The organism is Okeania sp. SIO2C9, assembly GCF_010672455.1.
GTDB lineage: Bacteria > Cyanobacteriota > Cyanobacteriia > Cyanobacteriales > Microcoleaceae > Okeania.
In genome coordinates this window covers 100,799-124,861 of sequence record NZ_JAAHGO010000007.1, presented here as the reverse complement: position 1 = coordinate 124,861, position 24,063 = coordinate 100,799, and the positions used below count along the sequence as shown (strand labels likewise).

At 36.0% G+C, this 24,063-nt stretch carries 26 protein-coding genes; 16 read left to right on the top strand and 10 right to left on the bottom strand.

Features of this window, described 5'->3' with window-relative positions; translation table 11 throughout:
- Positions 1-202: 202 nt before the first annotated feature.
- The 3 genes from F6K23_RS06975 to F6K23_RS06965 form a co-directional block, all read right to left on the bottom strand.
- Positions 203-538, bottom strand: coding sequence for a ribulose bisphosphate carboxylase small subunit (locus tag F6K23_RS06975; RefSeq protein ID WP_124155536.1), 336 nt, complete (start codon positions 536-538; stop codon positions 203-205).
- Positions 539-655: 117 nt separating this feature from the next.
- Positions 656-1,036, bottom strand: coding sequence for a chaperonin family protein RbcX (locus F6K23_RS06970; protein WP_293067539.1), 381 nt, complete (start codon positions 1,034-1,036; stop codon positions 656-658).
- Between the two features lie 139 nt (positions 1,037-1,175).
- A complete protein-coding gene (locus tag F6K23_RS06965; RefSeq protein ID WP_124155538.1) occupies positions 1,176-2,606 on the bottom strand; it encodes a form I ribulose bisphosphate carboxylase large subunit in 1,431 nt (476 codons plus the stop codon).
- 1,568 nt (positions 2,607-4,174) lie between these two features.
- Here F6K23_RS06965 and F6K23_RS06960 point away from each other — a divergent pair.
- Positions 4,175-6,010, top strand: a complete 1,836-nt coding sequence (locus tag F6K23_RS06960; RefSeq protein ID WP_293152518.1) for a serine/threonine-protein kinase — start codon at positions 4,175-4,177, stop codon at positions 6,008-6,010.
- A gap of 253 nt (positions 6,011-6,263) precedes the next feature.
- Positions 6,264-6,986, top strand: coding sequence for a hypothetical protein (locus tag F6K23_RS06955; RefSeq protein ID WP_293152515.1), 723 nt, complete (start codon positions 6,264-6,266; stop codon positions 6,984-6,986).
- Between the two features lie 48 nt (positions 6,987-7,034).
- Here the strand turns inward: F6K23_RS06955 and F6K23_RS06950 are convergent, their stop codons facing one another.
- The 3 genes from F6K23_RS06950 to F6K23_RS06940 form a co-directional block, all read right to left on the bottom strand.
- The gene (locus F6K23_RS06950; protein WP_293152512.1) at positions 7,035-7,352 is read right to left on the bottom strand and encodes a UPF0175 family protein; all 318 of its coding nucleotides are present in this window, start codon (positions 7,350-7,352) and stop codon (positions 7,035-7,037) included.
- Positions 7,353-7,699: 347 nt separating this feature from the next.
- Entirely contained in the window at positions 7,700-7,927 is a 228-nt protein-coding gene (locus F6K23_RS06945) for a type II toxin-antitoxin system HicA family toxin (protein WP_293152509.1), read from the bottom strand.
- Positions 7,920-8,129: a type II toxin-antitoxin system HicB family antitoxin gene (locus F6K23_RS06940; RefSeq protein WP_293152506.1), complete on the bottom strand. Its 210-nt coding sequence runs from the start codon at positions 8,127-8,129 to the stop codon at positions 7,920-7,922. The genes F6K23_RS06945 and F6K23_RS06940 overlap by 8 nt, the downstream gene beginning before the upstream one ends.
- A 137-nt stretch (positions 8,130-8,266) precedes the next feature.
- Here F6K23_RS06940 and F6K23_RS42815 point away from each other — a divergent pair, with 137 nt between their 5' ends.
- From F6K23_RS42815 to F6K23_RS06925, 4 genes are all read left to right on the top strand, one after another.
- Positions 8,267-8,356, top strand: a complete 90-nt coding sequence (locus tag F6K23_RS42815; protein WP_375340738.1) for a hypothetical protein — start codon at positions 8,267-8,269, stop codon at positions 8,354-8,356.
- A gap of 219 nt (positions 8,357-8,575) precedes the next feature.
- Entirely contained in the window at positions 8,576-9,643 is a 1,068-nt protein-coding gene (locus F6K23_RS06935) for an RNA-guided endonuclease TnpB family protein (protein ID WP_293152503.1), read from the top strand.
- Positions 9,644-9,982: 339 nt separating this feature from the next.
- Positions 9,983-10,219 carry a CopG family ribbon-helix-helix protein gene (locus tag F6K23_RS06930; RefSeq protein WP_293152500.1) on the top strand — a complete coding sequence of 79 codons (237 nt, stop codon included), beginning with the start codon at positions 9,983-9,985 and terminating at the stop codon, positions 10,217-10,219.
- A gap of 42 nt (positions 10,220-10,261) precedes the next feature.
- Positions 10,262-10,510: an AbrB/MazE/SpoVT family DNA-binding domain-containing protein gene (locus tag F6K23_RS06925; protein ID WP_293152497.1), complete on the top strand. Its 249-nt coding sequence runs from the start codon at positions 10,262-10,264 to the stop codon at positions 10,508-10,510.
- Positions 10,511-10,630: 120 nt separating this feature from the next.
- Here the strand turns inward: F6K23_RS06925 and F6K23_RS06920 are convergent, their stop codons facing one another.
- The gene (locus F6K23_RS06920; protein WP_293152494.1) at positions 10,631-12,433 is read right to left on the bottom strand and encodes a hypothetical protein; all 1,803 of its coding nucleotides are present in this window, start codon (positions 12,431-12,433) and stop codon (positions 10,631-10,633) included.
- A 498-nt stretch (positions 12,434-12,931) separates the two neighbouring features.
- Between F6K23_RS06920 and F6K23_RS06915 the strand changes: the two genes are divergently transcribed.
- The 4 genes from F6K23_RS06915 to F6K23_RS06900 all read left to right on the top strand — a co-directional run bounded on the left by F6K23_RS06915 (position 12,932) and on the right by F6K23_RS06900 (position 15,777).
- Positions 12,932-13,756 carry an NB-ARC domain-containing protein gene (locus F6K23_RS06915; protein ID WP_293152491.1) on the top strand — a complete coding sequence of 275 codons (825 nt, stop codon included), beginning with the start codon at positions 12,932-12,934 and terminating at the stop codon, positions 13,754-13,756.
- Between the two features lie 192 nt (positions 13,757-13,948).
- A complete protein-coding gene (locus F6K23_RS06910) occupies positions 13,949-14,473 on the top strand; it encodes a hypothetical protein (RefSeq protein ID WP_293152488.1) in 525 nt (174 codons plus the stop codon).
- Between the two features lie 335 nt (positions 14,474-14,808).
- Positions 14,809-15,597 carry a 3-methyl-2-oxobutanoate hydroxymethyltransferase gene (gene panB / locus F6K23_RS06905; RefSeq protein WP_293152485.1) on the top strand — a complete coding sequence of 263 codons (789 nt, stop codon included), beginning with the start codon at positions 14,809-14,811 and terminating at the stop codon, positions 15,595-15,597.
- Positions 15,598-15,627: 30 nt separating this feature from the next.
- Complete coding sequence (locus tag F6K23_RS06900; RefSeq protein ID WP_293152482.1) at positions 15,628-15,777, top strand: hypothetical protein; 150 nt, start codon at positions 15,628-15,630, stop codon at positions 15,775-15,777.
- Between the two features lie 504 nt (positions 15,778-16,281).
- On the opposite strand, the gene F6K23_RS06895 is transcribed toward F6K23_RS06900, so the two are convergent.
- Positions 16,282-18,699 carry a glycosyltransferase family 39 protein gene (locus tag F6K23_RS06895; RefSeq protein WP_293152479.1) on the bottom strand — a complete coding sequence of 806 codons (2,418 nt, stop codon included), beginning with the start codon at positions 18,697-18,699 and terminating at the stop codon, positions 16,282-16,284.
- A 22-nt stretch (positions 18,700-18,721) separates the two neighbouring features.
- Here F6K23_RS06895 and cofH point away from each other — a divergent pair, with 22 nt between their 5' ends.
- On the top strand, positions 18,722-19,924 hold the full coding sequence (cofH, locus tag F6K23_RS06890; RefSeq protein ID WP_293152476.1) for a 7,8-didemethyl-8-hydroxy-5-deazariboflavin synthase subunit CofH: 1,203 nt from the start codon (positions 18,722-18,724) through the stop codon (positions 19,922-19,924).
- A gap of 111 nt (positions 19,925-20,035) precedes the next feature.
- On the opposite strand, the gene F6K23_RS06885 is transcribed toward cofH, so the two are convergent.
- Positions 20,036-20,566 (bottom strand): hypothetical protein, encoded by a 531-nt coding sequence (locus F6K23_RS06885; RefSeq protein WP_293152473.1) that lies wholly within the window; start codon positions 20,564-20,566, stop codon positions 20,036-20,038.
- A 66-nt stretch (positions 20,567-20,632) separates the two neighbouring features.
- On the bottom strand, positions 20,633-20,815 hold the full coding sequence (locus F6K23_RS06880) for a hypothetical protein (protein ID WP_293152470.1): 183 nt from the start codon (positions 20,813-20,815) through the stop codon (positions 20,633-20,635).
- 133 nt (positions 20,816-20,948) lie between these two features.
- On the opposite strand from F6K23_RS06880, the gene F6K23_RS06875 reads away from it, so the two are divergent.
- From F6K23_RS06875 to F6K23_RS06855, 5 genes are all read left to right on the top strand, one after another.
- On the top strand, positions 20,949-21,089 hold the full coding sequence (locus F6K23_RS06875) for a hypothetical protein (RefSeq protein ID WP_293152467.1): 141 nt from the start codon (positions 20,949-20,951) through the stop codon (positions 21,087-21,089).
- 252 nt (positions 21,090-21,341) lie between these two features.
- Complete coding sequence (locus F6K23_RS06870; protein ID WP_293153146.1) at positions 21,342-22,208, top strand: Uma2 family endonuclease; 867 nt, start codon at positions 21,342-21,344, stop codon at positions 22,206-22,208.
- A gap of 675 nt (positions 22,209-22,883) precedes the next feature.
- Positions 22,884-23,153, top strand: a complete 270-nt coding sequence (locus F6K23_RS06865) for a transposase (RefSeq protein WP_293152464.1) — start codon at positions 22,884-22,886, stop codon at positions 23,151-23,153.
- 4 nt (positions 23,154-23,157) lie between these two features.
- Positions 23,158-23,418: an IS200/IS605 family accessory protein TnpB-related protein gene (locus tag F6K23_RS06860; RefSeq protein WP_293152461.1), complete on the top strand. Its 261-nt coding sequence runs from the start codon at positions 23,158-23,160 to the stop codon at positions 23,416-23,418.
- Positions 23,419-23,685: 267 nt separating this feature from the next.
- Positions 23,686-23,934, top strand: coding sequence for a hypothetical protein (locus tag F6K23_RS06855; protein ID WP_293152459.1), 249 nt, complete (start codon positions 23,686-23,688; stop codon positions 23,932-23,934).
- The last annotated feature ends 129 nt before the right edge of the window (positions 23,935-24,063 follow it).

The following is a 24,063-nucleotide window of genomic DNA, read 5'->3' as shown; positions in this document are numbered from 1 at the left end:
TCTGGTGTCTCAGGTTCATCATCAATCTTTGTCCTAACCAACTCTTTCCTTGCTATATCAGTCACGATCTATAAAATTTATATGAAGAGAAAATTAGAAAGTCTCGTTTCAGAGTGAGGCGATCGCCACCGGACACAATTAAAAAAATAGTGGGATAGACTCTTACCTACCCCACTATAACTAAATCAATTTAGCAATGAATTTAGTATCTTCTCTGATTTGGCTTATGTACGATGAAGCTCAATACCTGACACTGCTTCACGTTATCAAAACCCATCACGCGAATAAAGCAATCAGGATTTTCAGAACGGCAAGCATCGATCTCACTTAAAACTTCTTGAACTGTTTTGGCATGGAATAGAGGTAACTTCCACAAAGTCCAGTAGTGCATTTCTGGTGCAGAAGACTCACTAAATTCTACACCAGCGATGAAACCTTGATCCAAAATGTACTCAAGTTGCTGACTAATTTGCTGAGGACTCAGAGGAGGCAAATAGGAAAGGGTTTCGTAACGACGCTCTTTTGGTAATGTTCTCATTGATTTTTTTACTGTTGAATAAATGTGCTAGGGAGCCAAATTTTGAATCAATCAAGATTTTATATCTCAGCCCCCCGGTCTCTCCGTGGAGGAATTTTTAACCGCAAATTTTCGTGGCTAATCTGTTTGTTGTTCTGGATCTAGACTAGGGTCTGCTATTTCCAGTTGCGTTATCTTTTCCAGATACCGACGGCGATGTTCCATATTATCTTTCTGAATACCACTGCGAAGCATTTCTGGTAAATACTCAGCCACTTCCTCTGCTAAATGTTCTCGAACGGTCATCACTCTAAATGCTAATTCTTTATTTTCCTGGAACAACTCTTGTAGGTAAGCTTCTCCATCTTGAATTTTGCCTGTTGAGGAAAAACCACTTAACCAAATTGCTAAGGGAGGGTTCGTCTCTCGTAACTGAGCAGTTACAGTCCGCACAGCTTGATAGGTCAGGTAGCTCGTCAGTACCTTTGCAGTATCTTTCGCAACTTTTTTAATATCCATTTTTGACCCCAGCCTGAATATTGTTGTTAGACTTTAGATTTTAGATTGAGGATCTATCTAATCCTTTAGCAGACAAGTGTGACATATCTATCTCATAATTGCCATCTAAAATCTAAAATCCCACATCTCAAAGACAGACTTAGAGGGTATCCATTGCCTCGAACTCGAACTTGATTTCTTTCCATAGTTCGCAAGCAACGGCCAAGTCAGGAGACCACTTAGCAGCTTCACGAATTACATCGCCACCTTCTTTGAAGAGGTTACGACCTTCGTTACGAGCTTGGATACAAGCTTCTAGAGCTACACGGTTAGCAGTTGCACCAGGAGCGTTACCCCAAGGGTGGCCCAAAGTACCACCACCGAATTGTAGGCAGGAATCATCACCGAAGATTTCAACTAGAGCTGGCATATGCCAAACGTGAATACCACCAGAAGCAACTGGCATTACACCAGGCATGGATGCCCAATCTTGAGTGAAGTAAATACCACGTTCGCGGTCTTGCTCGATGTGGTCTTCGCGCATTAGGTCAACAAAGCCCATAGTGATACCTTTTTCACCTTCGAGCTTACCAACAACAGTACCAGAGTGTAGGTGGTCTCCACCAGACATTCTCAAGCACTTAGCCAAAACGCGGAAGTGAATACCGTGAGCTTTTTGACGGTCAATTACAGCGTGCATTGCACGGTGGATGTGTAATAACACACCGTTACGACGACACCATTTGGCCAAGGTTGTATTTGCAGTAAATCCACCAGTTAGGTAGTCGTGCATGATGATTGGAGTGCCAATTTCCTTAGCAAACTCAGCACGCTCCATCATTTGTTCAACGGTGGGGGCAGTTACGTTGAGGTAGTGGCCTTTAATTTCACCAGTTTCAGCTTGGGCCTTTTCAATAGCTTCTTGTACAAACAGGAAGCGATCGCGCCAACGCATGAAAGGCTGAGAGTTAATATTTTCGTCATCCTTTGTGAAGTCTAAACCACCGCGCAAGCATTCATATACTGCTCTACCGTAGTTCTTAGCAGATAGACCCAACTTAGGCTTAATAGTACAACCTAATAGAGGACGACCATACTTGTTTAATTTGTCACGTTCAACAGTAATACCGTGAGGAGGACCTTCAAAAGTCTTCAGATAAGCTACTGGAATGCGCATATCTTCCAGACGTAGCGCTCGTAATGCTTTGAAACCAAATACGTTACCTACAATAGAGGTCAACATATTAGTTACTGAACCTTCCTCAAATAAATCTAGAGGATAAGCTACATAGCAAATGTATTGATTATCTTCGCCGGGAACCGATTCAATATCATAGCAACGACCTTTGTAGCGATCAAGGTCAGTCAACAAGTCAGTCCATACTGTTGTCCAAGTACCAGTAGAAGATTCAGCCGCTACTGCAGCACCAGCTTCTTCTGGAGGAACTCCAGGCTGAGGAGTCATCCGGAAGGCTGCCAGAACATCTGTATCTTTTGGTATGTAATCAGGGGTGTAATAAGTTAGTTTATAGTCTTTTACTCCAGCCTGATATCCAGACTTAGACTGACTTTGTGTTTTAGCGTAACTCATATATTCTTTCCTAAGAATCTATTCACTTTTCTGCTATACAGCATACTATTTTAGATAATATCAATAATTAGAACTTTTCCACTTTAAAGATTATTTTTTTATTAATAACTTTTTTTAATCTATTTGTTACATTTGTTAATTTTAAAATAATAGTCATCGCAAATAAATCAAGTGAATAATTGCTCATTGACAAAAAAACACAGATATGCAATATAAAAACAATCTTAATTATTTAAGATTAAATACTAAACAAGTACAGGGGATCATCATTTCAGTTATCAGTTATCAGTTATCAGTTATCAGTAAACAAATGATAAATTCACCAAAAGTATAAGATTATAGCTAACTAATAAGGAAAATTTTTGACTCTAGTTTTATGTATAAATTATTGCTAGTATCAAAATAATATAATTACTTTTTCTAGAAAAAATAAGTATTTAATACAATAAAAAATCGGTAAATTAATTTTTCAACAGCACTAATTATTCAGCACCTTTCTATCGATAACTACTACCACTATCGGACTCAATTAATGTACATTTAACTTGCATTTTTGCCCGCAAAATAAAAATAGTTAGGGTTTGCTGAATAAAGCTTTTTGGTAGGGTTAGGAGACAGGAGACAGGAGACAGGAGACAATCCACCCCTCGCCCCTCCCCCGACCGTGGAGGGTCATTTCAGTTATCAGTTATCAGTTATCAGTGAACCTCCGACTGAAGTCGGAGGCTTGAAATACTGAACTAAATATTTTTTTCATCCCCTTAAAAGGGGAGGCACATACCCTCATTTTTTGGTAAAACAGGAGAAAAGGGTCGGGAGCGAGGAGGTAGGAGTAAGAATTGTTCCTCAATTTTTCTGTCCGAAGGTTTGCCTTTTATACTAACTTTTTGAGGGTTTTAGACTAAAACAAGCGCACCCCCTTGGCAATTAAAGAAGGCTAAAACCTTTACCTATCAATGCTTTGAGATTTAATTAGCAAGCACTAATTAGGGTCTGTGCCACAATTAATAATTAATAATTAATTATTAATTATTACCTCTCCTTGAAAAGAAGAGGATTGACTAATCATGAAAAAATTTTCTCTCTTGGTCGATTGGATATGGCTCCGAGACCTCGCCATCTCTCGACCACTTGTTTCTCCACGGCGAGTGAGAGGCTTTAAACCTTAATTATTCGGTAAAAAAGTCTTATGGGTGAAGGTAGGAGTCAACCCACCCCTAACCCCTCCCCTCCAAGGAGGGGGAGTCAGGATAAATGGGAATTACAAAGGGTGTAGTTGGAAGAATTATTCCTTAATTTTTCTGCCCAACTCTTGCACAAAATGCTAACTTCTTGAGCTTTCTTGAACGAAAAGCTGGCATTTTTTTTTGAACCTAATAAGACTGAAAGCTTTATATTTCAATGCTTTGATAGTTAATCAGCAAACCCTAATTAGACCTAATTATCCTTAACTTTGAATAAATGTTTTTCCCACTGTTGCCTGTTACCTGTTGCCTGCTATATATGTGTGAAAATGTAAAAATATAAATAATTTTCCCATTGTCCTCCATCTATAAACTAAACTGTAGATGACTGTACATCAGTCTGTTTTATCAAAAGTCCACTGTATCAATCCCCATTGTCTAAGTCCAATTCAGGCATGGGGCAATAACTTTTGTCAAAGTTGTGGAACCCCACTTCTACTTAACGATCGCTATATTCCCCTGCGAAAATTAAGCGCTGGTGGATTTGCGAAAATCTACATTATTTGGGACCAAGAAACTCAAACCGAACGTATTCTGAAAGTACTATTAGAAAGCTCTCCCAAAGCACTCGAACTATTTGACCAGGAAGCCTGGGTACTAGCCAGTATGCGTCATTCAGGTATTCCTAGAGTCGAAACAGGAGACTATTTTCATCTACGCAAGCGAAATAGTCAGCCACAAGTTGGCCACTCTAGTCAATGGTTTCTCCCATGCCTGGTCATGGAAAAAATTGATGGCTGTACCCTAGAGGAAATTCTGGAACAATATCCCCAAGGATGTCCAGATTTCTATGTAATCAATTGGCTTTCCCAAGCTGTAGAAATTTTATGGGAATTACATCGCCGGAAAATTATTCACAGGGACATTAAGCCTTCTAATTTAATGTTGCGGGAAATCCAACCTTCAACTTTGACAAAATCTTCTTTATCCTATTCTTTTCATCATCAACGAAAAAAAAGAGGTCAACTGGTCATAATTGACTTCGGTGGGGTAAAACAAATTAGTAATTATAGAATCCAACCTAGAGAAACTGTAGCAAAACGCAGCACAACCAGATTAGTTTCTCCTGGATATAGCCCTCCAGAACAAATTAATGGAGATGAAATAGGCCCATTCACAGATTTTTATGCTTTGGGTCGTACTTGCATTCATTTACTAACTGGTCAATATCCAGCAGAATTGGAAGACCCTTTAACAGGTAAGCTAAAGTGGCGTCAACTTAAGCCTGTTCATCCAGCTTTGGCTAACTTACTTGATGATATGGTGAGCTTAGATGTGGCACAACGACCAGCAACAGCGGCAGAAGTGCAAGTCCGTTTAGCCAAAATTTATCGACGGCAAAAGAGATCTCTGAGAATATATTCCTTAGCTACATTCGCTACAACTGTTAAAAATTTATTAATAGCTCAGTTGAAAAATCTCAGTGAGAATATTAATAGGTTATTTTTTACGCTGTCTAAAATTTTTCATCAAATAGTTTCAGGTTGTGTAGATACAATTTGGGAAATGGTACTGGGGGCAATTGGGGGGAGTATTGGAGCAACATTCGGATTAATTTTTGCTTATTGGTCAGGAATAGGCGATCGCCTCGCTAGTATATTTACGAATCTGATTTTTCTTGTGTGGGATGTTCCCCTAAATATTGGTCCGGAAATACTTGTCTTTGGTTTAGCTGGTTTGGGAACGGGAGTTGGTTTAACAGATGTGGGAGGTTTAGGTCAACGTCGTCGTTATGGGTTGGCTGCATTTATGGGAATTATTGGTTACATTTTGGGTGGTTTATGTTGGCAATTTTCCCAAGTTGGCAGTAGTGTCTATACGACAAAGGAAGATTTAATTATCCTAGAAATTATGGGTAAATTATCTGTGGGGGTAGCTACTGGCGTTATTACTTTAGGACTTGGTTTAAGAAAGCATAATTATATTTATGCTTTGATAGTTGCTACTTTGACGGCAATAGTTTTTGTTGGTTTGGAGCAATTTAATATTTTTCCAGAGTTATTTTTACAGTTTAGTGCTATTAATCACAGTCAACCTAATTTATTAGAATTTTTTGCAAGCATAACTTTTTTCAGTTTATTAGGTTGTATCGGTGGTTTTTGTTTGGGAGTGAGTCATTATGTGATTATTCCTATTTTACGGTGGTTAGGTTTAAGATAGTTGATGTTCAGCAAAGGTTTATTAATAAAAGTTTTCGATTCTTGGAGATACAAAATTTTATGCTTTTACGAAATAAAGAATAAAAATTAATCTATAATTTTTAACTTTACCTCACTATCCGGAAATTTCCTATAAGTCGAATTTTTGATTTTCATGTCCTCAGCTAGTCATTTTAAAAATATAGAAAAAATGCTTGATGATAAAATATATTAAATTTATATTATTCTAAAATAACTACTTCTATTGATTCAAAATGAGCTTAGAAATTTTTCTATTTCACTTAGAGCTTTTAGCAACATCCCAATCTCAAAAAAACTTAACTCCTGATTGGGGCATGATAAGTGCAATAATTGGTTTTGCTACATTACTTGCAGCCATAATAATTGGTATTATTCAGATCGTAATCACAAAATTCCCAAAAAAAGAAATTAAAGAAATTAAATGTATTGAAATTTCCAGTGTTTCATTAGTGAAAGTTGATAAAAAAATCGCAAATGAACTAGAAATATTTTTTCAAGGTAAAAAAATTAAATATCTTACTTTCACAGTTTTAAGAGTTTATAATTCAGGTGATTTACCAATTACTCCTAGTGATTTTGTACGTCCAATATCATTGATATTTACTCCAATAATTACAACTACAGAAATTATCAAAGCTGAAATATTAAATGCAACTGAACATCTTCAGCCGATCATTGAAGTCAAAAATAATATTATAGAATTAGAACCTTTATTAATGAATTCTGGCGATAGCTTTGATATATCTATTATCACAAATTTAGAAGAAAATAACATAAATATAGATGGTAGAATAGTAGGTATTCAAAACATCAAAATAGAAGAGGGAAGAGTTGAAGAAATTGATAGTTTTAGTTCGAGAAGTAAGCAAAAACCACAGTCTCCACCAAGTCAAGACTTTGTAAGAATATTGCTCATAATTTCATTAGTCATGTATTTAATAATACTGTCTATATAAATAATAGAGTTGTTGGGAATTAAGCTAAAAAAATGGCTAAAACCCTTATTAGTCAAGGTTTATAGTATTTTTTGAATCTAAACCCCTCTTTAATTTCCCTTCTTTTTCTAGTTGTTCGTGGGTTTGGCGATCGGCAATAAAATCTTCTTCATCGTAATCTAAATCAACTCCTTTAGCTTTCAGAAATTTATCGGCTTCTAAAAGAGTAGAGAAACCTAATAGTTCTCGTAATTTACCACTACTAATAGAACCTTCGCGATAAGCTTCTACTACAATTATTTCCATTAATTTACGTTCTAAATTGCCCCATTTTTCCTTTAAAGAAAATGCTAGTTCGTCTGGCAACACAATCTGAATTTGCTGCATGAGTACCTCCTTTTGTTATTAACTGATTATACCATTTATAGATTCTTTTCAAACTATTCTATCAGACCATAAAAAAGCGATCACTCATAAAATATGGTTTGTTTGGGAAGGAGCGATCGCTCTTATTTAATAGGTGGGAGATGGGAGCGATTACTATGTTTTGAGAATAAAAAAAAGCTGATTTTTTCGATAGAAAGTTAAGATAAGAAGTTTAATTTAGCTGTATTGAATAAAAGGCAATTCCCTCTAAAACTAGGTTAGTTTGGGAAGGAGCGATCGCCTTCTTTTTCATAGTGAGGTAATAGCGAAGTCATTTTTTCCCACCAACCATAGAGTGAGCTTTACCATCATAAATTGGCTATAAACTCTTCTGGCATAATTTTAGCTTGTCTGAGAATTCCACTAAGAGTACCAGTTTTTAATTCTTTGTGCATTGGTACAACACAAACAATTTCTCCATCAGGCAAAGGTTTTTTGAGAACGACATGACTACCTGTTTGCCTAGCTTGGTAGAATCCCAAACGCTGTAAAACACCAATAGCTTTTTTGCTGGAAATTATTGGTAATCTAGGCATAACTAACCTCTATACTGGTGACCAATCTTGGGGTTGTTTCAGGTATCGGACATTCTTCCAGATAGAGTTTTGTAGCTTCTTTGAGATTCGCTAAAGCTTCTTCTATTGTTTTACCTTGGTCAACTGTGCCGACTTCTGGGCATTCAGCTATGTACATATCATCTTCTTTATAAAGGATAGCAGTAAAGCTTTTAGTTTTCATCGTATATAATTTTTTCTATATAATTGGAATTATTTCCAAAATCTAGTCTACCTAAAATGATTGATTTTAGCAACCTTTTTTATAGCGATCACTTGATTCTGGTTCTAAAATAAATAAGTTAGTTAACGGGTATAATTATGAATATAAAATACGCCGAAATTAAAATTATTAAAGGAGGTAATTTGTACCATGTTATCCCTCGTACAAAACCTCGTCGCCCAAAGTGATGATTGGGAGTTTATTGAGTTATGGGTAGATCCCATTGTCTTTCCCCCCCGAATTTTGGTGTTAGTTGGGGGCAAACAGGGCTAACTACTGAAGCCGAATAATTGGACATGCGTTGGAAAAATCTTAATAAATCTTGAAAACAATTACGATTATCTGCTATGGTATATTAAACTCTCCTAAATTATCAAATACTTTTTTTTCATGGTGTGCGTGTTTAAATGCAATCAATTAAGACCAAATTAAAACTTAACAATTACCAAAAAACCATACTTGCCAAACACGCAGGTGTTGCACGTCATGCTTATAATTGGGGATTAGTAACTTGCATAAAAGAGTACGAAGAAACTAAAAAACGCCCAAGCGCTATCACCCTGCATAAGCGTTTAGTAGCCGAAGTCAAATCAATTAATCCCTGGTACTATGAAGTATCAAAGTGTGCCCCCCAGCAAGCATTAAGGGATTTAGAGAGGGCATTTAAAAACTTTCTAACTATTCCTGAACGTGGATTCCCACTCTTTAAGAAAAAAGGTAGAAAAGATAGCTTTTACTTAGAAGGAAGTATTAAGATTTTCCAAGGAAACTACATACAATTACCCAGAATAGGAGTCGTAAAAACATACGAAATCTTACCGAATTGCAAAGTAAAAAATGTCAGAATATCCAAAAGAGCAGATAATTGGTACATCAGTTTTAAGTATGATATTGAATCAGCTCCAACAGAAAAAGTTGAAGAAACTATTGGTGTAGACATAGGCATAAATACATTAGCAACCTGTTCTGATGGCAGTAAATTTGCCAATGTCAAAGCCTACAGACAAGCCAAAAAACAATTAGTTCGTCATCAACGTGCAGTCAGCAAAAAAGTTATTGGTTCCAAAAACAGACGCAAAGCAGTAAAAAAACTAGCAAAGGTTCACAAAAAAGTAGCCGATATTAGAGCAGACGCACTACATAAACTCACAACATGGTTAGCTAAAAACCACAGCACCATAGTAATTGAGGACTTGAACGTAAGTGGAATGTTGAAAAATCATAAACTAGCAAGTGCCATAGCAGACTGTGGTTTTTATGAGTTTAAACGTCAAATTACATACAAATGTGAATGGTACGGCAGTGAATTAGTCATAGCTGATAGATTTTATCCAAGTTCTCAAATATGTTCAAACTGTGGGCATCAACAGAAAATGCCGTTACACTTGAGAACTTATGAGTGTAGTGAATGCAGTTTTGAAGCTGATAGAGATTTGAATGCTGCTATCAACCTGAAAAACTATGTGAATCAGTAGCTTGAGTTTCAAGCGAATTTAAGCCTGTGGAGAAGATAAGTTGCAGACTGCGGTCAGTGGTCTTCTGTGAAGCAGGAAGCTAGCTCCAAAGCTCATGCAATCATTCATGGGTAAGTTTGGGTAAGTTTAGTAGAACGGAAACTATTGTATTTATGATGCGACTGCTAGCTACAAACCTTTGTTTGAAAGTGCTATTTATGATGAAGCTCACTCATGGTTAGTTGAAGATGACTATGAGCGGTTGGATGGTCGTCTTTTATCTGGAGAAATTTTTTAGTATGATATTGGTAAGATTCTATCTGTCGAATCACTATAACTTCTAATTCTTGGAATTGTATTATGGAAACAATCAGCTTTAGTCTGAATTCTGAAAAAAGAAAGGCCATTGATAATATTGCTTCTTTATTGGAACGCTCTCGTTCTGAGATTCTTAATGATGCGATCGATGCTTATTTGCAAGTCCAGCAGTGGCAGTTAAACCACATTAAAGAAGGTTTACGTCAGGCGGATGCAGGTGAGTTTGCTAGCGATGAAGAAGTTGCTGCTACTTTCGCCAGGTGGCGACAATTTTTCTAAATATCCATTAAAATTAAGCAAATTTAGTAAATATTTATAGTAATGGCCAGTACAATAGTTAGCGCTCGAGGGCAAATAACGATCCCTCAAGAAATTAGGGACTACCTTAAACTGAATGCAGGTACTAAAATAGAATTTGTCATTGATGAAGAAGGAGAGGTTAAAATAATTCCTCTGAAATTCTCTGTGGAAGACTTGTCGGGTATCCTACATTATCCTGGAATTGAGAAAGCAACTTTTGATAGGAGCGATCGCTCGCCAAGCAGGTTGTGTGGAAACTGTGACGTTTGACAAAAAATTAAGAGGAGAAGCAGGGTTTAACTGTCTTGAATAAAAGGCGATGTTGCATCCGCAATGCTGCGCTATCGCTCCTAAAATATGCTTTGTTTGGGAGGAGCGATCGCAAATTATTTATTTTTCAGATTGCTCTATTGGAAAATTTATACGACTTGGTTTCCATTCTTGGTTTATTTCATAACCGGATTGTAATTCTAATAAAGTATGCATATTATCCGAATTTTTGGCAGGATTTGCTTGATTTGTTGTTAATTCATCGAGCCACCAAGCAAGAAACTCCTGATATTTTTTTGAATCTAAAAAATGGTAACATACTTTGTTAGGGAGCAAAGGTTTAGTTAGCCATGTGTTAGGGAGCAAAGGTTTAGTTAGCCATTTGACTCTAGTATTTTGCATTATATCAATAATTAATACGGTAGCAATTTCAAATCTTTGTAGTTTTTCTCGATCAGTTAATTGTTGATTCTCAGATCCAGAACTTTGTTGAACTGATTCTGATCGATCTTTTTCTGATTTTTGATTGGCTTGATTGTCAGAATTGGAAATTTGATTAACCGAAATCTTTTTGTCTTCCATATCGATATTTCGATAAAAAAATAGCAGAAAATCTTTTTTTTCTTGATCATTTAATCCTACAGCAGACATTGATTTAGTTAACTTATTCTTGATTTCATTTTGTAAGTTTTTAGTAGTGCCTATAGGTTCTGTAAGAGCCGACCAGATTTCAACTCTTGTTTCTTTGAGATTTTCAATCAACGTGCTTATTGAACGAGAAAACTGACCTAAAGCAGTTTTATTTTGTGGTTCATTATCATTTTTTATATCCTCTTTGACATCATTGCTATTGCCTTTGTATTCAGTTTGAATGCCTCCTAATAACAATGGAATTATTTCTAGAAAAATTGAAACAGTAATTGCAAAAATAAGAAAACTAATTTGTCTTTTGCTGTTCGGGTTTAAGAGGATTTCTAGGGGGACTAAAAATGTCGGAGTTTTGACATAATTATCATAATTAGGAGCTTGAAATAAATTTTTTCCAAGTAAATTAGAGTCAAATCCTTGGATATTTTCAAGAGCTACCTTTAGATCTCTGAACAAGCTATCATCTTTGGCAAAAAGCTCTGAAGAACTTTGATTGGACTCTATGAACTCTTCGACGCTCAAATAACTGTTCAGTTGAGATTCTTTTTTCTGCGACAGTTGATTTAATTCTTGATGCACTTGATATTCATAGGATGATTCTACGGAACTAATATTTTGAAGGCGATCGTTCCTTTTTTTTATTTGTTCCGCAATTTCACCCTTTACATCTTTGTCTCTTGCTTCTTCCCGCTTTTGTCTGAGTTCATCTATTTCTTGCTTGAGCAAGTTAACAGTTCCTATATTTGGATTTTCTTTTTCGATATTGTTGATAGTTTGATTTAAAGAAGTGCGGAGGTCGTTGATAAATTGATTGTGTGCATTGACTGTTTTGGTCGCAGGTTGGTATTTAAGTTGACCCTCGCTCAGTTGGTTATAAATCGCAAAAAAGCTTGTATATATACTGCCGATACATAAAATTAAAATTAACAAAAATCGGCGGAGTGGATGTTCTTTTTTTATTTCGATAAGAACCACCGCAAAAAAATAAATTGTTGACAGTATTAAGCCGACGACAATTCCAGTACCATAAGGAAGTATTTTATTCGCACCTATAGTCGTCGTAATTCCATTAAAAATCATTAATGGAAAAGCAGTTACAGCACCAAATCGATTAGTTGCAAAAGTGATGCCACCTCTTGCTGAAGATTTTATTTTTGTTACCAGATTATGTTTGTCATCTTCATTTGCTGACTCTGTGTTGGTGGCAAGACTACCATTGGGAGATTCTTCGGTCTCTAAATCTAGACTAGACTCGTCAATTTGATGTTCATCCATGTTGTAATGTTCCATATTTTGGGCATTGTACTATTACGGAATAATTTGTCATTTATTCCTATATATAAATGTCTTTTTTATCTTTAACTACTTATTACTATTTCTACACTTTCTTGATGCACCACCAATTAATTTTTTTAGCTCTAATTCTGACATTTTCGCTCAATAGTTAAATTCCATAAAGTTCATAATAGTTTGCTATCAAGTCTAGTCATAAAAACTTTGTATAATAAGCAAAACCTAATAAATCTCAAAAATCTATAAAGTTACTATTTAGCATGATTTTGAGTTTCTAATTTTAGAGCTATGAGCTATTTTTTTATAATTTATCAGATGCTTACCGATAATTTTTCTTCTCGATTATTTTCTCCTATAACTTGTGTTTTGTCTAATCAATAATGTCTGTTTTAGTCACAAGTAGTAATTTTTTTTTGCACTAATTTAGTATTAAACTGTGCGATTTAGTTGCTTTAGTAGGAAAAAGTGTGATACAGTCAGATGAAACATAATGAAGCTACATTTTTACCTGTAGATATGGATGTTCAGACATTAGTTGAATTAACGGATAGGTTAGTGTTCGCGAAAACGGGGAAACACTTAGATTCTCTCCAGAGAGAAGTATTGAAAAGCACTTTGTTAGGTAAGAAATACCCGGAAATAGCTGAGGATAGTCATCGCAAGTACAATCATGTGAAACAGGTGGGTAGTGATTTATGGCAACTTTTAGAGGATGTTTTAAAAGAGGATGATATTAAACAATCTAATGTTCGTTCTATTTTAGAAAAATGGCATTTTTCACATATTTCAAATACAGCTAATGAATGGGTAAATGTTAACAATAATCATATAAGTATCTGTGGAGAAAACAGAGAATCTCCTACCCATAAAAACAAATCTTCTCCTACTCCCACTAACCAAAATCAAAACCACACAAACCCAGAAAATAATTATGATTTATCTGAAGCTCCAGATTTATATTGGTTGTGCGATCGCCACACCGAACTTACCACCCTCAAACAATGGATAAACGAAAATCACACCCGCATCATCACCATATTAGGATTAGCTGGCATCGGCAAAAGCGTACTTGCCCTACAATTAATTCCACAAATAAAAGATAAATTTGATTATATAATTTGGCGCAATATTGATAACTACTCTACTTTAGAATATCTGCAAACAAGCATTGTTAATTTTTTATCTCCACCTGATTCTTCTTCCCAAAAAACAGCAGATTTTTCTCCTGCCAAAACTACCAATAATCAATTAATAAATTACCTCCGTAAATATCGTTGCTTACTAATTTTTGATAACCTACAATAAATTTTTGCCAGTGGAGAATTAGCAGGCACTTACCTGCCAGACCATGAAAATTATGGCAAACTTTTTAAACAAATAGCCACATCATCCCACCAAAGTTGTTTATTACTCCTGAGTCAGGAAGAGCCAAAAATAGAACTAGGAAATCATTACTGTCATACTTTAAAAATTCATGGTTTTTTGGAGGCGTGCAAAATGCTTTTACAAGAAAGAAATTTAACAGATGAAGATAGATGGTTAGAGTTAATTAATCTCTATGGCGGAAATCCTTTATGGTTAAATATTATTGCCGATGCTGTTGAAGATTTATGTGATGGAAATGTAGCTCAATTTTTATCTTGCTCAACCCTATATTTAGGAGATTTAGAACCAATATTAGAGAGAATATTTCAGCGTTTATCAGAGTTGGAAAAACAAGTAATATTTTGGATAGCTAATCAAGAAACAGCAGTGGATATTTCTATTACTCCCGCAGAATTTCCACTCTCTCATTCAGATTTATGGAAAGGAATACAATCATTAAAAAGACGTTGTTTAGTAGAAAAAGTGATAGAAACAGAAGGTTTGTTTGAGGGCGAATGCCATTCGCCCCTACATATATGGAAAGGAACACAATCATTAAAAAGACGTTGTTTAGTAGAAAAAGTGATAGAAACAGAAGGTTCGTTTTTTACAATTCAACTTGTTGTTAAATCTTTTGGCAAAATGTTACAGCGCTAGGCGCTAGGGAACAGGGAATAGGGAATAGCAAAAAATTCGGTCGTATATGAAGTACAGATATTGAGGGAATCTTTCTAGTGCGAGCATCTTGCTCGCAAGGCGCACCTCACGCCTGATGAAATTTGCTCCATGAATTGATTTACCGAGAAATTGTGGTTTAAAGCTTCCCCTTTTACATTACAGCCCTTTTCAGATTGATAAACCACATTGTCATAACCAAAAACCTATAAGGGCGAATGCCATTCACCCCTACATAGGCGTTTTAAAGGTTAATTTGCGTAAGTTCTGTTAATATAAACTATACTTTTCTTGCTATAACTTTTAACTTAATTAAAATGACGGTTACTACAAAACAACTAATTCAATGGAAACAAAAAGGTCGCCCTATAGTAGCTTTAACAGCTTATGATTATGCGATCGCTCAAATTTTAGACCAAGCAGGAGTAGATTTAATTTTGGTGGGAGATTCTCTGGCAATGGTAGCATTAGGCTATGATACAACTTTACCAGTCACTCTTGATGAAATGATTCATCATGCTAAAGCAGTGCGACGAGGTGTGAAACAAGCTTTAATAGTTGTAGATTTACCATTTTTAACTTATCAAGAAAGCATTCAACAAGCCATACATTCCGCAGGGAGAATACTCAAAGAAACAGGCGCTCAAGCTGTGAAATTAGAAGGTGGAAATGAAGCGATCGCTCAAACGATAAGTAAATTAACATCAGTAGGTATTCCGGTTATGGGTCATATTGGTCTAACTCCCCAATCTGTACATCAATTTGGAGGTTATCGCAAACAAGGCAAAACTCCCGATGCTAAGGCGCGTATTTTAGCAGAAGCTGTCGCTGTGGAAGAAGCTGGTGCTTTTGCCATGATTTTAGAACATATTGGAGCAGATTTAGCCAAAGAGATTACTGAAAAAGTTTCTATTCCTACTATTGGTATTGGTGCAGGTGTGTATTGTGATGGTCAGGTATTGGTTATTAATGATGTTTTAGGCATTTCTGATTGGCAACCTCCTTTTGCTAAATCTTATGCTAATTTGCGAGAAAATATTACTCAAGCAGTAAAAGAATATAGTTGGGAAGTTAGGGAGAAAAAATTTCCTCAACCACCATCATAAGGGGAGATGGGGAGATGGGGAGATGGGGAGATGGGGAGATGGGGGGATGGGGAGATGGGGAGATGGGGAGATGGGGAGATGGGGAGATGGGGAGATGGGGAGATGGGAGATGGAGAGATTATTATATTAGAACAAATGGCGGCGGATGTAATTGCGACAGAGGGAAAGATAGGAAAATAGGAAATAAATAACTAAAGCACTAAGGATAGAGAAAACTTGACCACGCAAAAAACTTTCTCTTCATTTATAGCTTAAAATTCCCTCCTCATAACTCATTACTCATAACTCATTACTCATAACTCATTACTCCTCCATTTTTATTTATAACTATTCAACCGAACATGATATAATGCACCATTTTAGCTGTGTCGGTCCACTACAGTCCCATATTGTCTCATCAATTCTGGCTTTGTCAGTAGGAATTGTTAGAAATTTTCCCTGAATTTGTTTGTAGGATTTGTAGGAAATGTAGGATTTGTTTGCTATAATTCCTAAAATCCCTAACATTTTCCAATCTATGGATATTCAAGAACAGGAATTAGGAGACGGAATTAATTAGTGGTGGATTAATAGAGTCAGGACTTACGTAAATTTACTTTTCAACCACTATCTGTAGGGGTGAATGGTATTAGCCCTCGCTATATATAGAGTCTCTGCGTAAGTCTTGAGAGTAATAATCTATATCTATCCACTCGACAAATGGCAATGATAAAGCTGATATTTATAACCATCTATTAATGGAAATTCACCTTGATCGACCTGACAATTTTCTACTGCTATATTAAAATCACTCGCAAAATTTACTAACCATAAATCAAAAGGATATTCTAGTTTATTTAAAATTTTATAAAGTGAATTTACTTGATTTATACTCTCAAGTTCTTCATGTAGCAAAATAAATTTTACTTGAGCAATATTCATACTATGATTAACTAGAAATTTTTCCTTATAAATACTCTCTTCTCTACATTCATATTGCAATTTTTGCTTAATTTTTTTTCTCATATTCCAGGCTATTCCCATCATTTCTCCAGTTTCAACATGAGTATAATGAGTCGTGGCAATAACTATCGGTTTGTCAGATTTTTTTTCTATGAGAGAAACCAATAAATCTGGTCGATAATATTTTTGATAGCCTAAATTTGAAACAACAGTTAAGCCACTTAATAAAGCCATTAACCAAATTAAAATTACTGCTTTTTTGCCAGTAGTTGTACAAATAGAGATATTCAAAAACTTACTTTTAACAAACTGCAACTCAAAAATTTGGGCGAGAATTACTGCTACTAAAATAATTACTGCTGGAAAATAAACAAAACTGTAACGAGCACCTCTAGTTAGGTCAATACCGAAAATATAAGTAAAACCAAAAAATAATAATATACTAGCTAATATGACTCCGGCAAAAGTAATAAGAGAAAAACTAATATCGGAATTTTTTAAGCAATTAATAGTGCCACTAATAAATAGAGGAAATAGCCATATTAAAAATAAAATCATCACCACAGCAGCCATAATTGCTATGGGAAAAATCGGAGATTCTATCGGCAATAAAAATAACATAGTAATCCCTGTAGCCAGGAATTGAAAAATCGGACTGAGCAAACTTTTTAAGTTACTATCACTAATCGAAATCCATGCTGTTAATTCACTGCTATAACCATTTTTCCAAAAAGGAAGCCAAACTAAAGCACTAGCTAAAGTTCCCAAAATTACTATGTAGAAACTAGCAAATGATTTGATGAAAGTATGGAGAGAAATTTTACTTGATTTTTTTACCTTAAAACTAGAAAAATCATCTTTTTCTTTTGAATTTAATACCCCGCCATCTATAGGGTTTTGAAAATTGGTAGAAGTTTGAGTCCCCATCAAATTTTTCCTTCTTCCTTCTTGCTTATTCCCTCTTCCTTCTTTGGTAAAAGTTTGATTCCACATTAAATTTTTCCTTCTTACTTCTCCCCTATTTCCTCTTTCTGATTCAACTTTTTCTTTTGAATTTAATACCCCGCAATCTATAGGGTATTTAAAATTGGTAGAAGTTTGAGTATCCATCAAATTTTTCCTTCTTCCTTCTTGCTTATTCCCTCTTCCTTCTTTGGTAGAAGTTTGAGTATCCATCAAATTTTTCCTTCTTCCTTCTTGCTTATTCCCTCTTCCTTCTTTGGTAGAAGTTTGAGTATCCATCAAATTTTTCCTTCTTCCTTCTTGCTTATTCCCTCTTCCTTCTTTGGTAGAAGTTTGAGTATCCATCAAATTTTTCCTTCTTCCTTCTTGCTTATTCCCTCTTCCTTCTTTGGTAAAAGTTTGAGTATCCATCAAATTTTTCCTTCTTCCTTCTTCCTTCTTCCTTCTTCCTTCTTCAAAAAAAAATAGAAAAATTAATACCATTGCTTCAGCGCAGAGAGTTAAAGAAAAAAAATAGTGGGTGGCAATACCTAAACTATTAACTACTACCCAAATAAATGCTGTAAAAAATGGCAAAGATTGACCTTGCTTAAAATGGCGAATACTAATAATTAAACAACAAAAAGAAGCAATAACAAATAAAATAGCTAAAGTATAATGACGTGCCTCTTGGGCAAGATAAATACCATAAGGAGAAACAGCCATGATTGCAGCAGCAAATTGCCCTACTAACCGAGAATGAAAAGCCAACCTAGCCAAACCATAAATAGCAGGAATAGAAACAACGCCAAATATCATACTCAAAGACCGCGCACCCCATAGAGAAACTAACTCTCCTTCTTTAGAAAAAAACTGCATCCACCAATGAGTCAAGATAAAATAGATAGGAGGGTGGTTACTATGAGTTAATAAATTATCAACTACATGATTAATATCAGTATTGACATTAAACTGTAGGGGTTGGAGTAAAATCTCAGGAGCGATCGCTCGATCTAGCGGTATATCCTGGAAACTATTACCCAAACTAAAAACCAAAGTAGAAAATTCATCTGTCCAAGGTGATTTACCATCTAAATTAGTCAGACGTAAACAAGTAGCGATCGCTATCCAAACTAGCAAAAGTAACCATTGACTGTGTAAACTCCTGCGCCAAAAGTTGACTATTTTCTGATTAATATCTCGATTAAACTTTCTCACTCTTACTTTTAACCTAATAAATATGACCGCTTTCAACTTGACAAACCAAAACCTAGAGACAATTTTAAATCGCGCCTTAGAAGGTTATGACCTATCTACAGCAGAAACACTATTATTGTTATCCCCAACTTCTCAAGCAAATTTCGGAAACCTTGCCTTAACTCAACTTCCTACAGAAATAACTACTATCCAGAAAACCGCAGACAAACTCCGACAACAACAAGTAGGAGATACTGTTACTTACGTTATCAACCGCAATATAAATTTCACCAATATCTGCGAACAACATTGTAGTTTTTGTGCTTTTCGCCGAGATGAGGGAGATGGGGGTGCTTTTTGGTTAGATATTGGTCAAATTCTGGAAAAAGCTAATGATGCAGTACAACGAGGGGCAACAGAAATTTGTATGCAGGGAGGATTAAATCTTCAAGCTAAAGTTGCAGGTAAATCTTTATCTTATTATTTGCAAATAGTAAAAGGTATTAAAGATGAGTTTCCTCAATTACATTTACACGCTTTTTCTCCCCAGGAGGTACAGTTTATTGCTAGAGAAGATGGCGTGAGTTATGAATATGTAATTGCTGCTTTGCGGGATGAGGGGGTTGGGTCAATGCCAGGTACTGCTGCGGAAATTTTGGATGATGCAGTGAGAAGGATTATTTGTCCAGAAAAAATTGATACGGCGACTTGGTTAGAAATAGTCAGCACAGCACATCGTTTAGGAATGCCAACCACAAGCACAATGTTGTGCGGTCATATTGAAACCCCTCAACAACAGATTTTACATTTGGAGAGATTACGATCGCTCCAACAAACTGCCATTGAGAAAAATTATCCCGCGAGAATAACAGAATTTATTTTATTACCATTTGTCGGGCAAGAAGCACCTGCACCTTTGCGTCGGAGAGTGGGACGCGACCAACCTGTTTTGCTGAATGTTTTGTTATTAACAGCAGTGTCGAGAATATTTTTAGGAAATTGGATTATTAATCATCAACCAAGTTGGGTAAAAATTGGTTTGGATGGAGCAAAAGAAGCGTTGAAGTGGGGTTGTAATGATATTGGCGGTACGTTAATGGAGGAACATATTACAACAATGGCAGGTGCTGTTGGAGGTACTTGTATGGAAGTCGAAACTTTGCAAGAAGCTATTAGGAGTTTGGGGAGAAATTGTCAGCAGAGGGACACACTTTATCAAAAAAAAGTTAAAAGACATCTCGAGTAAATAAATCAGCCTTTGATGAAATATTTGTAGGGACGTTCCATGGAACATCCCTAAAGTCTTTATGGAAGATATCTAAAAGTAGGATTCTACTGTAAAAATTCAGACAGCAAGTCAACAACTTTGTCCTACAACTGTTGTTCCTACAGATGGAAATTGAACGGAAGAAGAACGGAAATTCTTCTCTTCTGAAAGTGTGGTGGAAGCTATTTCCGGATTAATATCTAGCGTAAAATTCTCTTCTTCTACCTCATTGTTTTCTTGCTGTTCAGGTACATCTTGGTATTTAATTGGTTTGAACTCTTTCTCCTTGTTTTCTTCCTTATCCTGAATTTTTATTGGTTCAATTTCCTTATAGTTGTGAATTTCTGAATGATAAAAGTTATTCTCTTGATTTCCAATTTCTATTTTTTGAGCTACCATTGCCCCTTTTTCTGCCTTGATTTCCTCTGCAAGTTTTTGATAATTCTCTACTTTTTTTTGAGCTACCATTGCCCCTTTTTCTGCCTTGATTTTCTCTGCAAGTTTTTGATAATTCTCTACTTTTTTTGAATTTCGGGATTTTAAGGCTTTTGTTATTTCTTCTAGAAATTCATCAATATTTAGTAGCGGGTCAGCCTTTGCTGCTGTGACTAATTCCTTCATTCTCCGCTCCACAACATCATTAGCTTTTGCTGCCTTCTCCACCTCTAAAACTGCTTGACCATAATCTCAAGGTTGCTCTGCACTTTTTTCAAGAGCCGTCACAGTATCAGGAGACTCTTTTTTAAGAGATTTCAGAAACTTCGCACTTTTATTCCAAACTGCCTCCCCAACCTTTTCCCCAGTTTTTTCTAAAGCTTTTGTACAAACTACAGTACATACTGCCATTGCGGCCATAGTCAAAGGGTCCATAGTGTCTAACCTCTTAAAATTGGATTCAGATTAAGTTAACTTTAGATTATAGCATTTCTAAGAAACCCTTTTTTATCCGGAAGCTATACCAATTTAAAAAAATGTTGTCATACTTGTATATAGATTTTTTGGGTTGCGCTATCGTTTAACCCAACCTACAACTACAACTTGTATGGGAGTCGAAAGTTTGCAAGAAGCTATTAGGAGTTTGGGAAGGAGCGATCGGCAGAGGGATACGCTTTATTTAAGTCAGAAGTCAGAAGTCAAAAGTTAGAAGTTTAGATGATATTTGTAGATCTAAAAGGGAGTTATATCATGTCCGGATAAGAGCGTGATAAAAAAACTTTCTCCTTCTTCATTCTTTCTACCCTCCTGTCTCCTGTCTCCTGTCTCCTGACTCCTTCGTCGTTTATTTATAACTGTTCAACCGGACATGATATTATACATTTTCTGGCCAGCAATGCCTAAAAAAACAACTAGATTTTTGTTAAAATCAGACAACATATCAAATATGGATGGGTTAGTGATGACAGAAACAAAAATTCAAACTGAACTACCACCGTCTTTTCCAGACCATACCCAACTGCCAGAGTCAGACGGTACATTTGTGAAAAACTTTCAAGAGCATCCCCAAAGCATTATTCTTACAGATTCCATTACTCCTGTTTTGCAGCGTATTCACCCTGATGGAGAATATGCGATCGGACAAGACTGTGGCATCTATTGGCGGGAAACAGACCCTCCCGAACAAGGTGCAGTTTGCCCAGATTGGTTTTATGTTCCTAATGTACCCCCTTTACTGGATGGTCAATATCGTCGCTCTTATGTTATCTGGCGAGAACATCTTGCACCATTTATTGCTTTAGAGTTGGCATCAGGTAGTGGTGCAGAAGAACGAGATCGAACGCCTGTATCCCGAACATCTGAGGGAAAGAAAATTAAACCTGGAAAGTTTTGGGTATACGAACAGGTTATCCGAATTCCTTATTATGGCATTTACGAAATTACAAGCGGTCATCTGGAAGTTTATCACTTGGTAGATGGGTATTATCAGCAGATGTCACCAAATGAGCGGGGTCACTATCCTATTGAGCGTTTGGGGATAGAACTAGGACTTTGGGAAGGTAATTATGACAATCAATTTATGTTGTGGTTACGTTGGTGGGATGCAGAAGGTAATTTGCTGTTAATGGGAAACGAACGTGCGGAAATAGAAAAAGCAAGAGCGGAACGTGCGGAGTCTGAACTAGAGCGTGCTGAATCTGAACTTGAAAAAGCTTTGCTTATCCAAAGGAATGCTATTTCTCGGTTGTTGGCAATAGGTTTAAGTATGGAGGAAGTTTCTGAAGCTCTCAGTTTGAGCGTTGAGGAAGTTCAGAAAATTTTGCAGTAATAGATATAGCGGGCGTCATATCAGTGAAGTACACCTGTAGCGGGCAAGATGCCCGCACTGGGAATTTTATTAAAAATCTACTGATTTATCAGATATATAGTTCGTAGGAAAATTAGGGTGATTAACTGTTGAATGAAAATTGTATAAAATAGTTGCTATTTGTAACAAATGTGTGTTAATATTAAACAGGTAACTAAAGAAATGAAAGAATTCATGTGAATGCGACTTGTTGACAGACATATTATTAAACGAACACATCAATATTGGGCTTGGTGTGATGAGTTAGCCTTTAAGTCAAAAAACTTGGTCTTATTTGGCTAATTATTACTGTCGTCAGCATTTTTTCAAGTCCTCAAAAAGTCTGGATTTAACCACACTATACCATGCAACCAAAGATAGTGATGCGAAAAGAGCCTTACCAACCAAGGTATCAAAACAAATAATCAAATGCTTGATTGCAACTTGGCGTGGTTATTTTCAGGCTATAAAAGAATGGTCACGCACGTCCAGAGAAGTTTTTGGGTCAGCCCAAAATACCCAAATATAAGGACAAAACCAAAGGTAGAAATGTAGTTATCTATTCAAAGGAATCAGTCTATAAAGCTCCTTTGAAAAATGGTATTTGTCACTTATCAATGAGTGAAATCAAAATACCTGTAGTTGTGGAAACTGTAGTTGAAGTCAGTTGGGGTACCTGCCACTGGTTGCTATATAATTGAAGTAGTATATGAAAAAACATCTCAACCACCGATGGAGTCCACATATGTAGCAGGAATAGATTTAGGAATTGACCGTAAGGTAGCTCTAGCTATAAACAAGGCTGGTGTCAAACCTATGCTGGTTAATGGGAAGCCACTAAAAAGCGTCAATCAGCTTTACAACAAGCGAAAAGCCAAGTACCAAAATCATCTCAAAGGCAACAGAAAAACCAGTCGGATATATTGAAGCATTGAGTTATCATCGAAATCGTTTTGTCGAGAATTACCTGCATAACACCAGCAAGTTAGTGGTTAATTATTTAGTGACTAATAATATTGGTACTGTAGTAATTGGAAAAAATGATAACTGGAAACAAGGTGCAAACTTATGTAAAAAAAACAATCAAAACTTTACCCAAATACCTCACTGTAAGCTAATTCAACAGATAACTTATAAATGTGAACTTGCTGGTATCAAAGTTATGGAGACAGAAAGATTGTTACACCAGTAAAACTGCTGCACTTGATTTAGAACTACCCAGGCGCCATGAGAATTATCTGGGAAAACGAGTCAAACGCGGTTTGTTTAGAAGTGGAACAGGTAAAGTGATTAATGCCGATCTTACAGCGGTTTTCAGATAATCAGAAAGAAATTCCCAGAGGCATTTACTGCCGAGGGAATAGTGAGCTGTGCCGAGAGCGCCTATATTGGTTAATCCAATATCAAGAATTTAACAACTGCAATTTTCTACAGTTTAATTCGTACGGTCTTAGTATATATGAAAAAAAGCACAATTTCGTTATCTTCTCAGTATTTAGACAGCCAACTACAAGCGATCGCCTACAGTATGGATGCTCTTATTCCTGGTCTTTACATTTGGTTGGGATGGTTGAGAATTTCTTTGGGAGGGAGTTTAGCTGAAGAAAACTATCCGGGAACTGTTCATAGCTTTTGGGGAGTTAGTTTGATTTTGCCTGGATACCGCATTTATACTACAACCCTTGATCGACAAGATAGTATTCTTTAGCTGTACCTCACTATTCTCAAAAGTCCCGTCAAGATCGAGAGAATTCAAAAATTAGGAAAATCAAAATTTTCTACCTTAATACTGTGACGATTTCCCACAAACAAACAGCACAAAGCCTGCTGAAGTTAT

Bases quoted from the DNA above. Each gene is read 5' to 3' on its own strand.
- F6K23_RS06975 (WP_124155536.1), bottom strand. From the start codon at position 538: ATGAGAACATTACCAAAAGAGCGTCGTTACGAAACCCTTTCCTATTTG.
- F6K23_RS06970 (WP_293067539.1), bottom strand. From the start codon at position 1,036: ATGGATATTAAAAAAGTTGCGAAAGATACTGCAAAGGTACTGACGAGC.
- F6K23_RS06965 (WP_124155538.1), bottom strand. From the start codon at position 2,606: ATGAGTTACGCTAAAACACAAAGTCAGTCTAAGTCTGGATATCAGGCT.
- F6K23_RS06960 (WP_293152518.1), top strand. From the start codon at position 4,175: ATGACTGTACATCAGTCTGTTTTATCAAAAGTCCACTGTATCAATCCC.
- F6K23_RS06955 (WP_293152515.1), top strand. From the start codon at position 6,264: ATGAGCTTAGAAATTTTTCTATTTCACTTAGAGCTTTTAGCAACATCC.
- F6K23_RS06950 (WP_293152512.1), bottom strand. From the start codon at position 7,352: ATGCAGCAAATTCAGATTGTGTTGCCAGACGAACTAGCATTTTCTTTA.
- F6K23_RS06945 (WP_293152509.1), bottom strand. From the start codon at position 7,927: ATGCCTAGATTACCAATAATTTCCAGCAAAAAAGCTATTGGTGTTTTA.
- F6K23_RS06940 (WP_293152506.1), bottom strand. From the start codon at position 8,129: ATGAAAACTAAAAGCTTTACTGCTATCCTTTATAAAGAAGATGATATG.
- F6K23_RS42815 (WP_375340738.1), top strand. From the start codon at position 8,267: ATGAATATAAAATACGCCGAAATTAAAATTATTAAAGGAGGTAATTTG.
- F6K23_RS06935 (WP_293152503.1), top strand. From the start codon at position 8,576: ATGCAATCAATTAAGACCAAATTAAAACTTAACAATTACCAAAAAACC.
- F6K23_RS06930 (WP_293152500.1), top strand. From the start codon at position 9,983: ATGGAAACAATCAGCTTTAGTCTGAATTCTGAAAAAAGAAAGGCCATT.
- F6K23_RS06925 (WP_293152497.1), top strand. From the start codon at position 10,262: ATGGCCAGTACAATAGTTAGCGCTCGAGGGCAAATAACGATCCCTCAA.
- F6K23_RS06920 (WP_293152494.1), bottom strand. From the start codon at position 12,433: ATGGATGAACATCAAATTGACGAGTCTAGTCTAGATTTAGAGACCGAA.
- F6K23_RS06915 (WP_293152491.1), top strand. From the start codon at position 12,932: ATGAAACATAATGAAGCTACATTTTTACCTGTAGATATGGATGTTCAG.
- F6K23_RS06910 (WP_293152488.1), top strand. From the start codon at position 13,949: ATGCTTTTACAAGAAAGAAATTTAACAGATGAAGATAGATGGTTAGAG.
- panB (WP_293152485.1), top strand. From the start codon at position 14,809: ATGACGGTTACTACAAAACAACTAATTCAATGGAAACAAAAAGGTCGC.
- F6K23_RS06900 (WP_293152482.1), top strand. From the start codon at position 15,628: ATGGGGAGATGGGGGGATGGGGAGATGGGGAGATGGGGAGATGGGGAG.
- cofH (WP_293152476.1), top strand. From the start codon at position 18,722: ATGACCGCTTTCAACTTGACAAACCAAAACCTAGAGACAATTTTAAAT.
- F6K23_RS06885 (WP_293152473.1), bottom strand. From the start codon at position 20,566: ATGAAGGAATTAGTCACAGCAGCAAAGGCTGACCCGCTACTAAATATT.
- F6K23_RS06880 (WP_293152470.1), bottom strand. From the start codon at position 20,815: ATGGACCCTTTGACTATGGCCGCAATGGCAGTATGTACTGTAGTTTGT.
- F6K23_RS06870 (WP_293153146.1), top strand. From the start codon at position 21,342: ATGACAGAAACAAAAATTCAAACTGAACTACCACCGTCTTTTCCAGAC.
- F6K23_RS06855 (WP_293152459.1), top strand. From the start codon at position 23,686: ATGAAAAAAAGCACAATTTCGTTATCTTCTCAGTATTTAGACAGCCAA.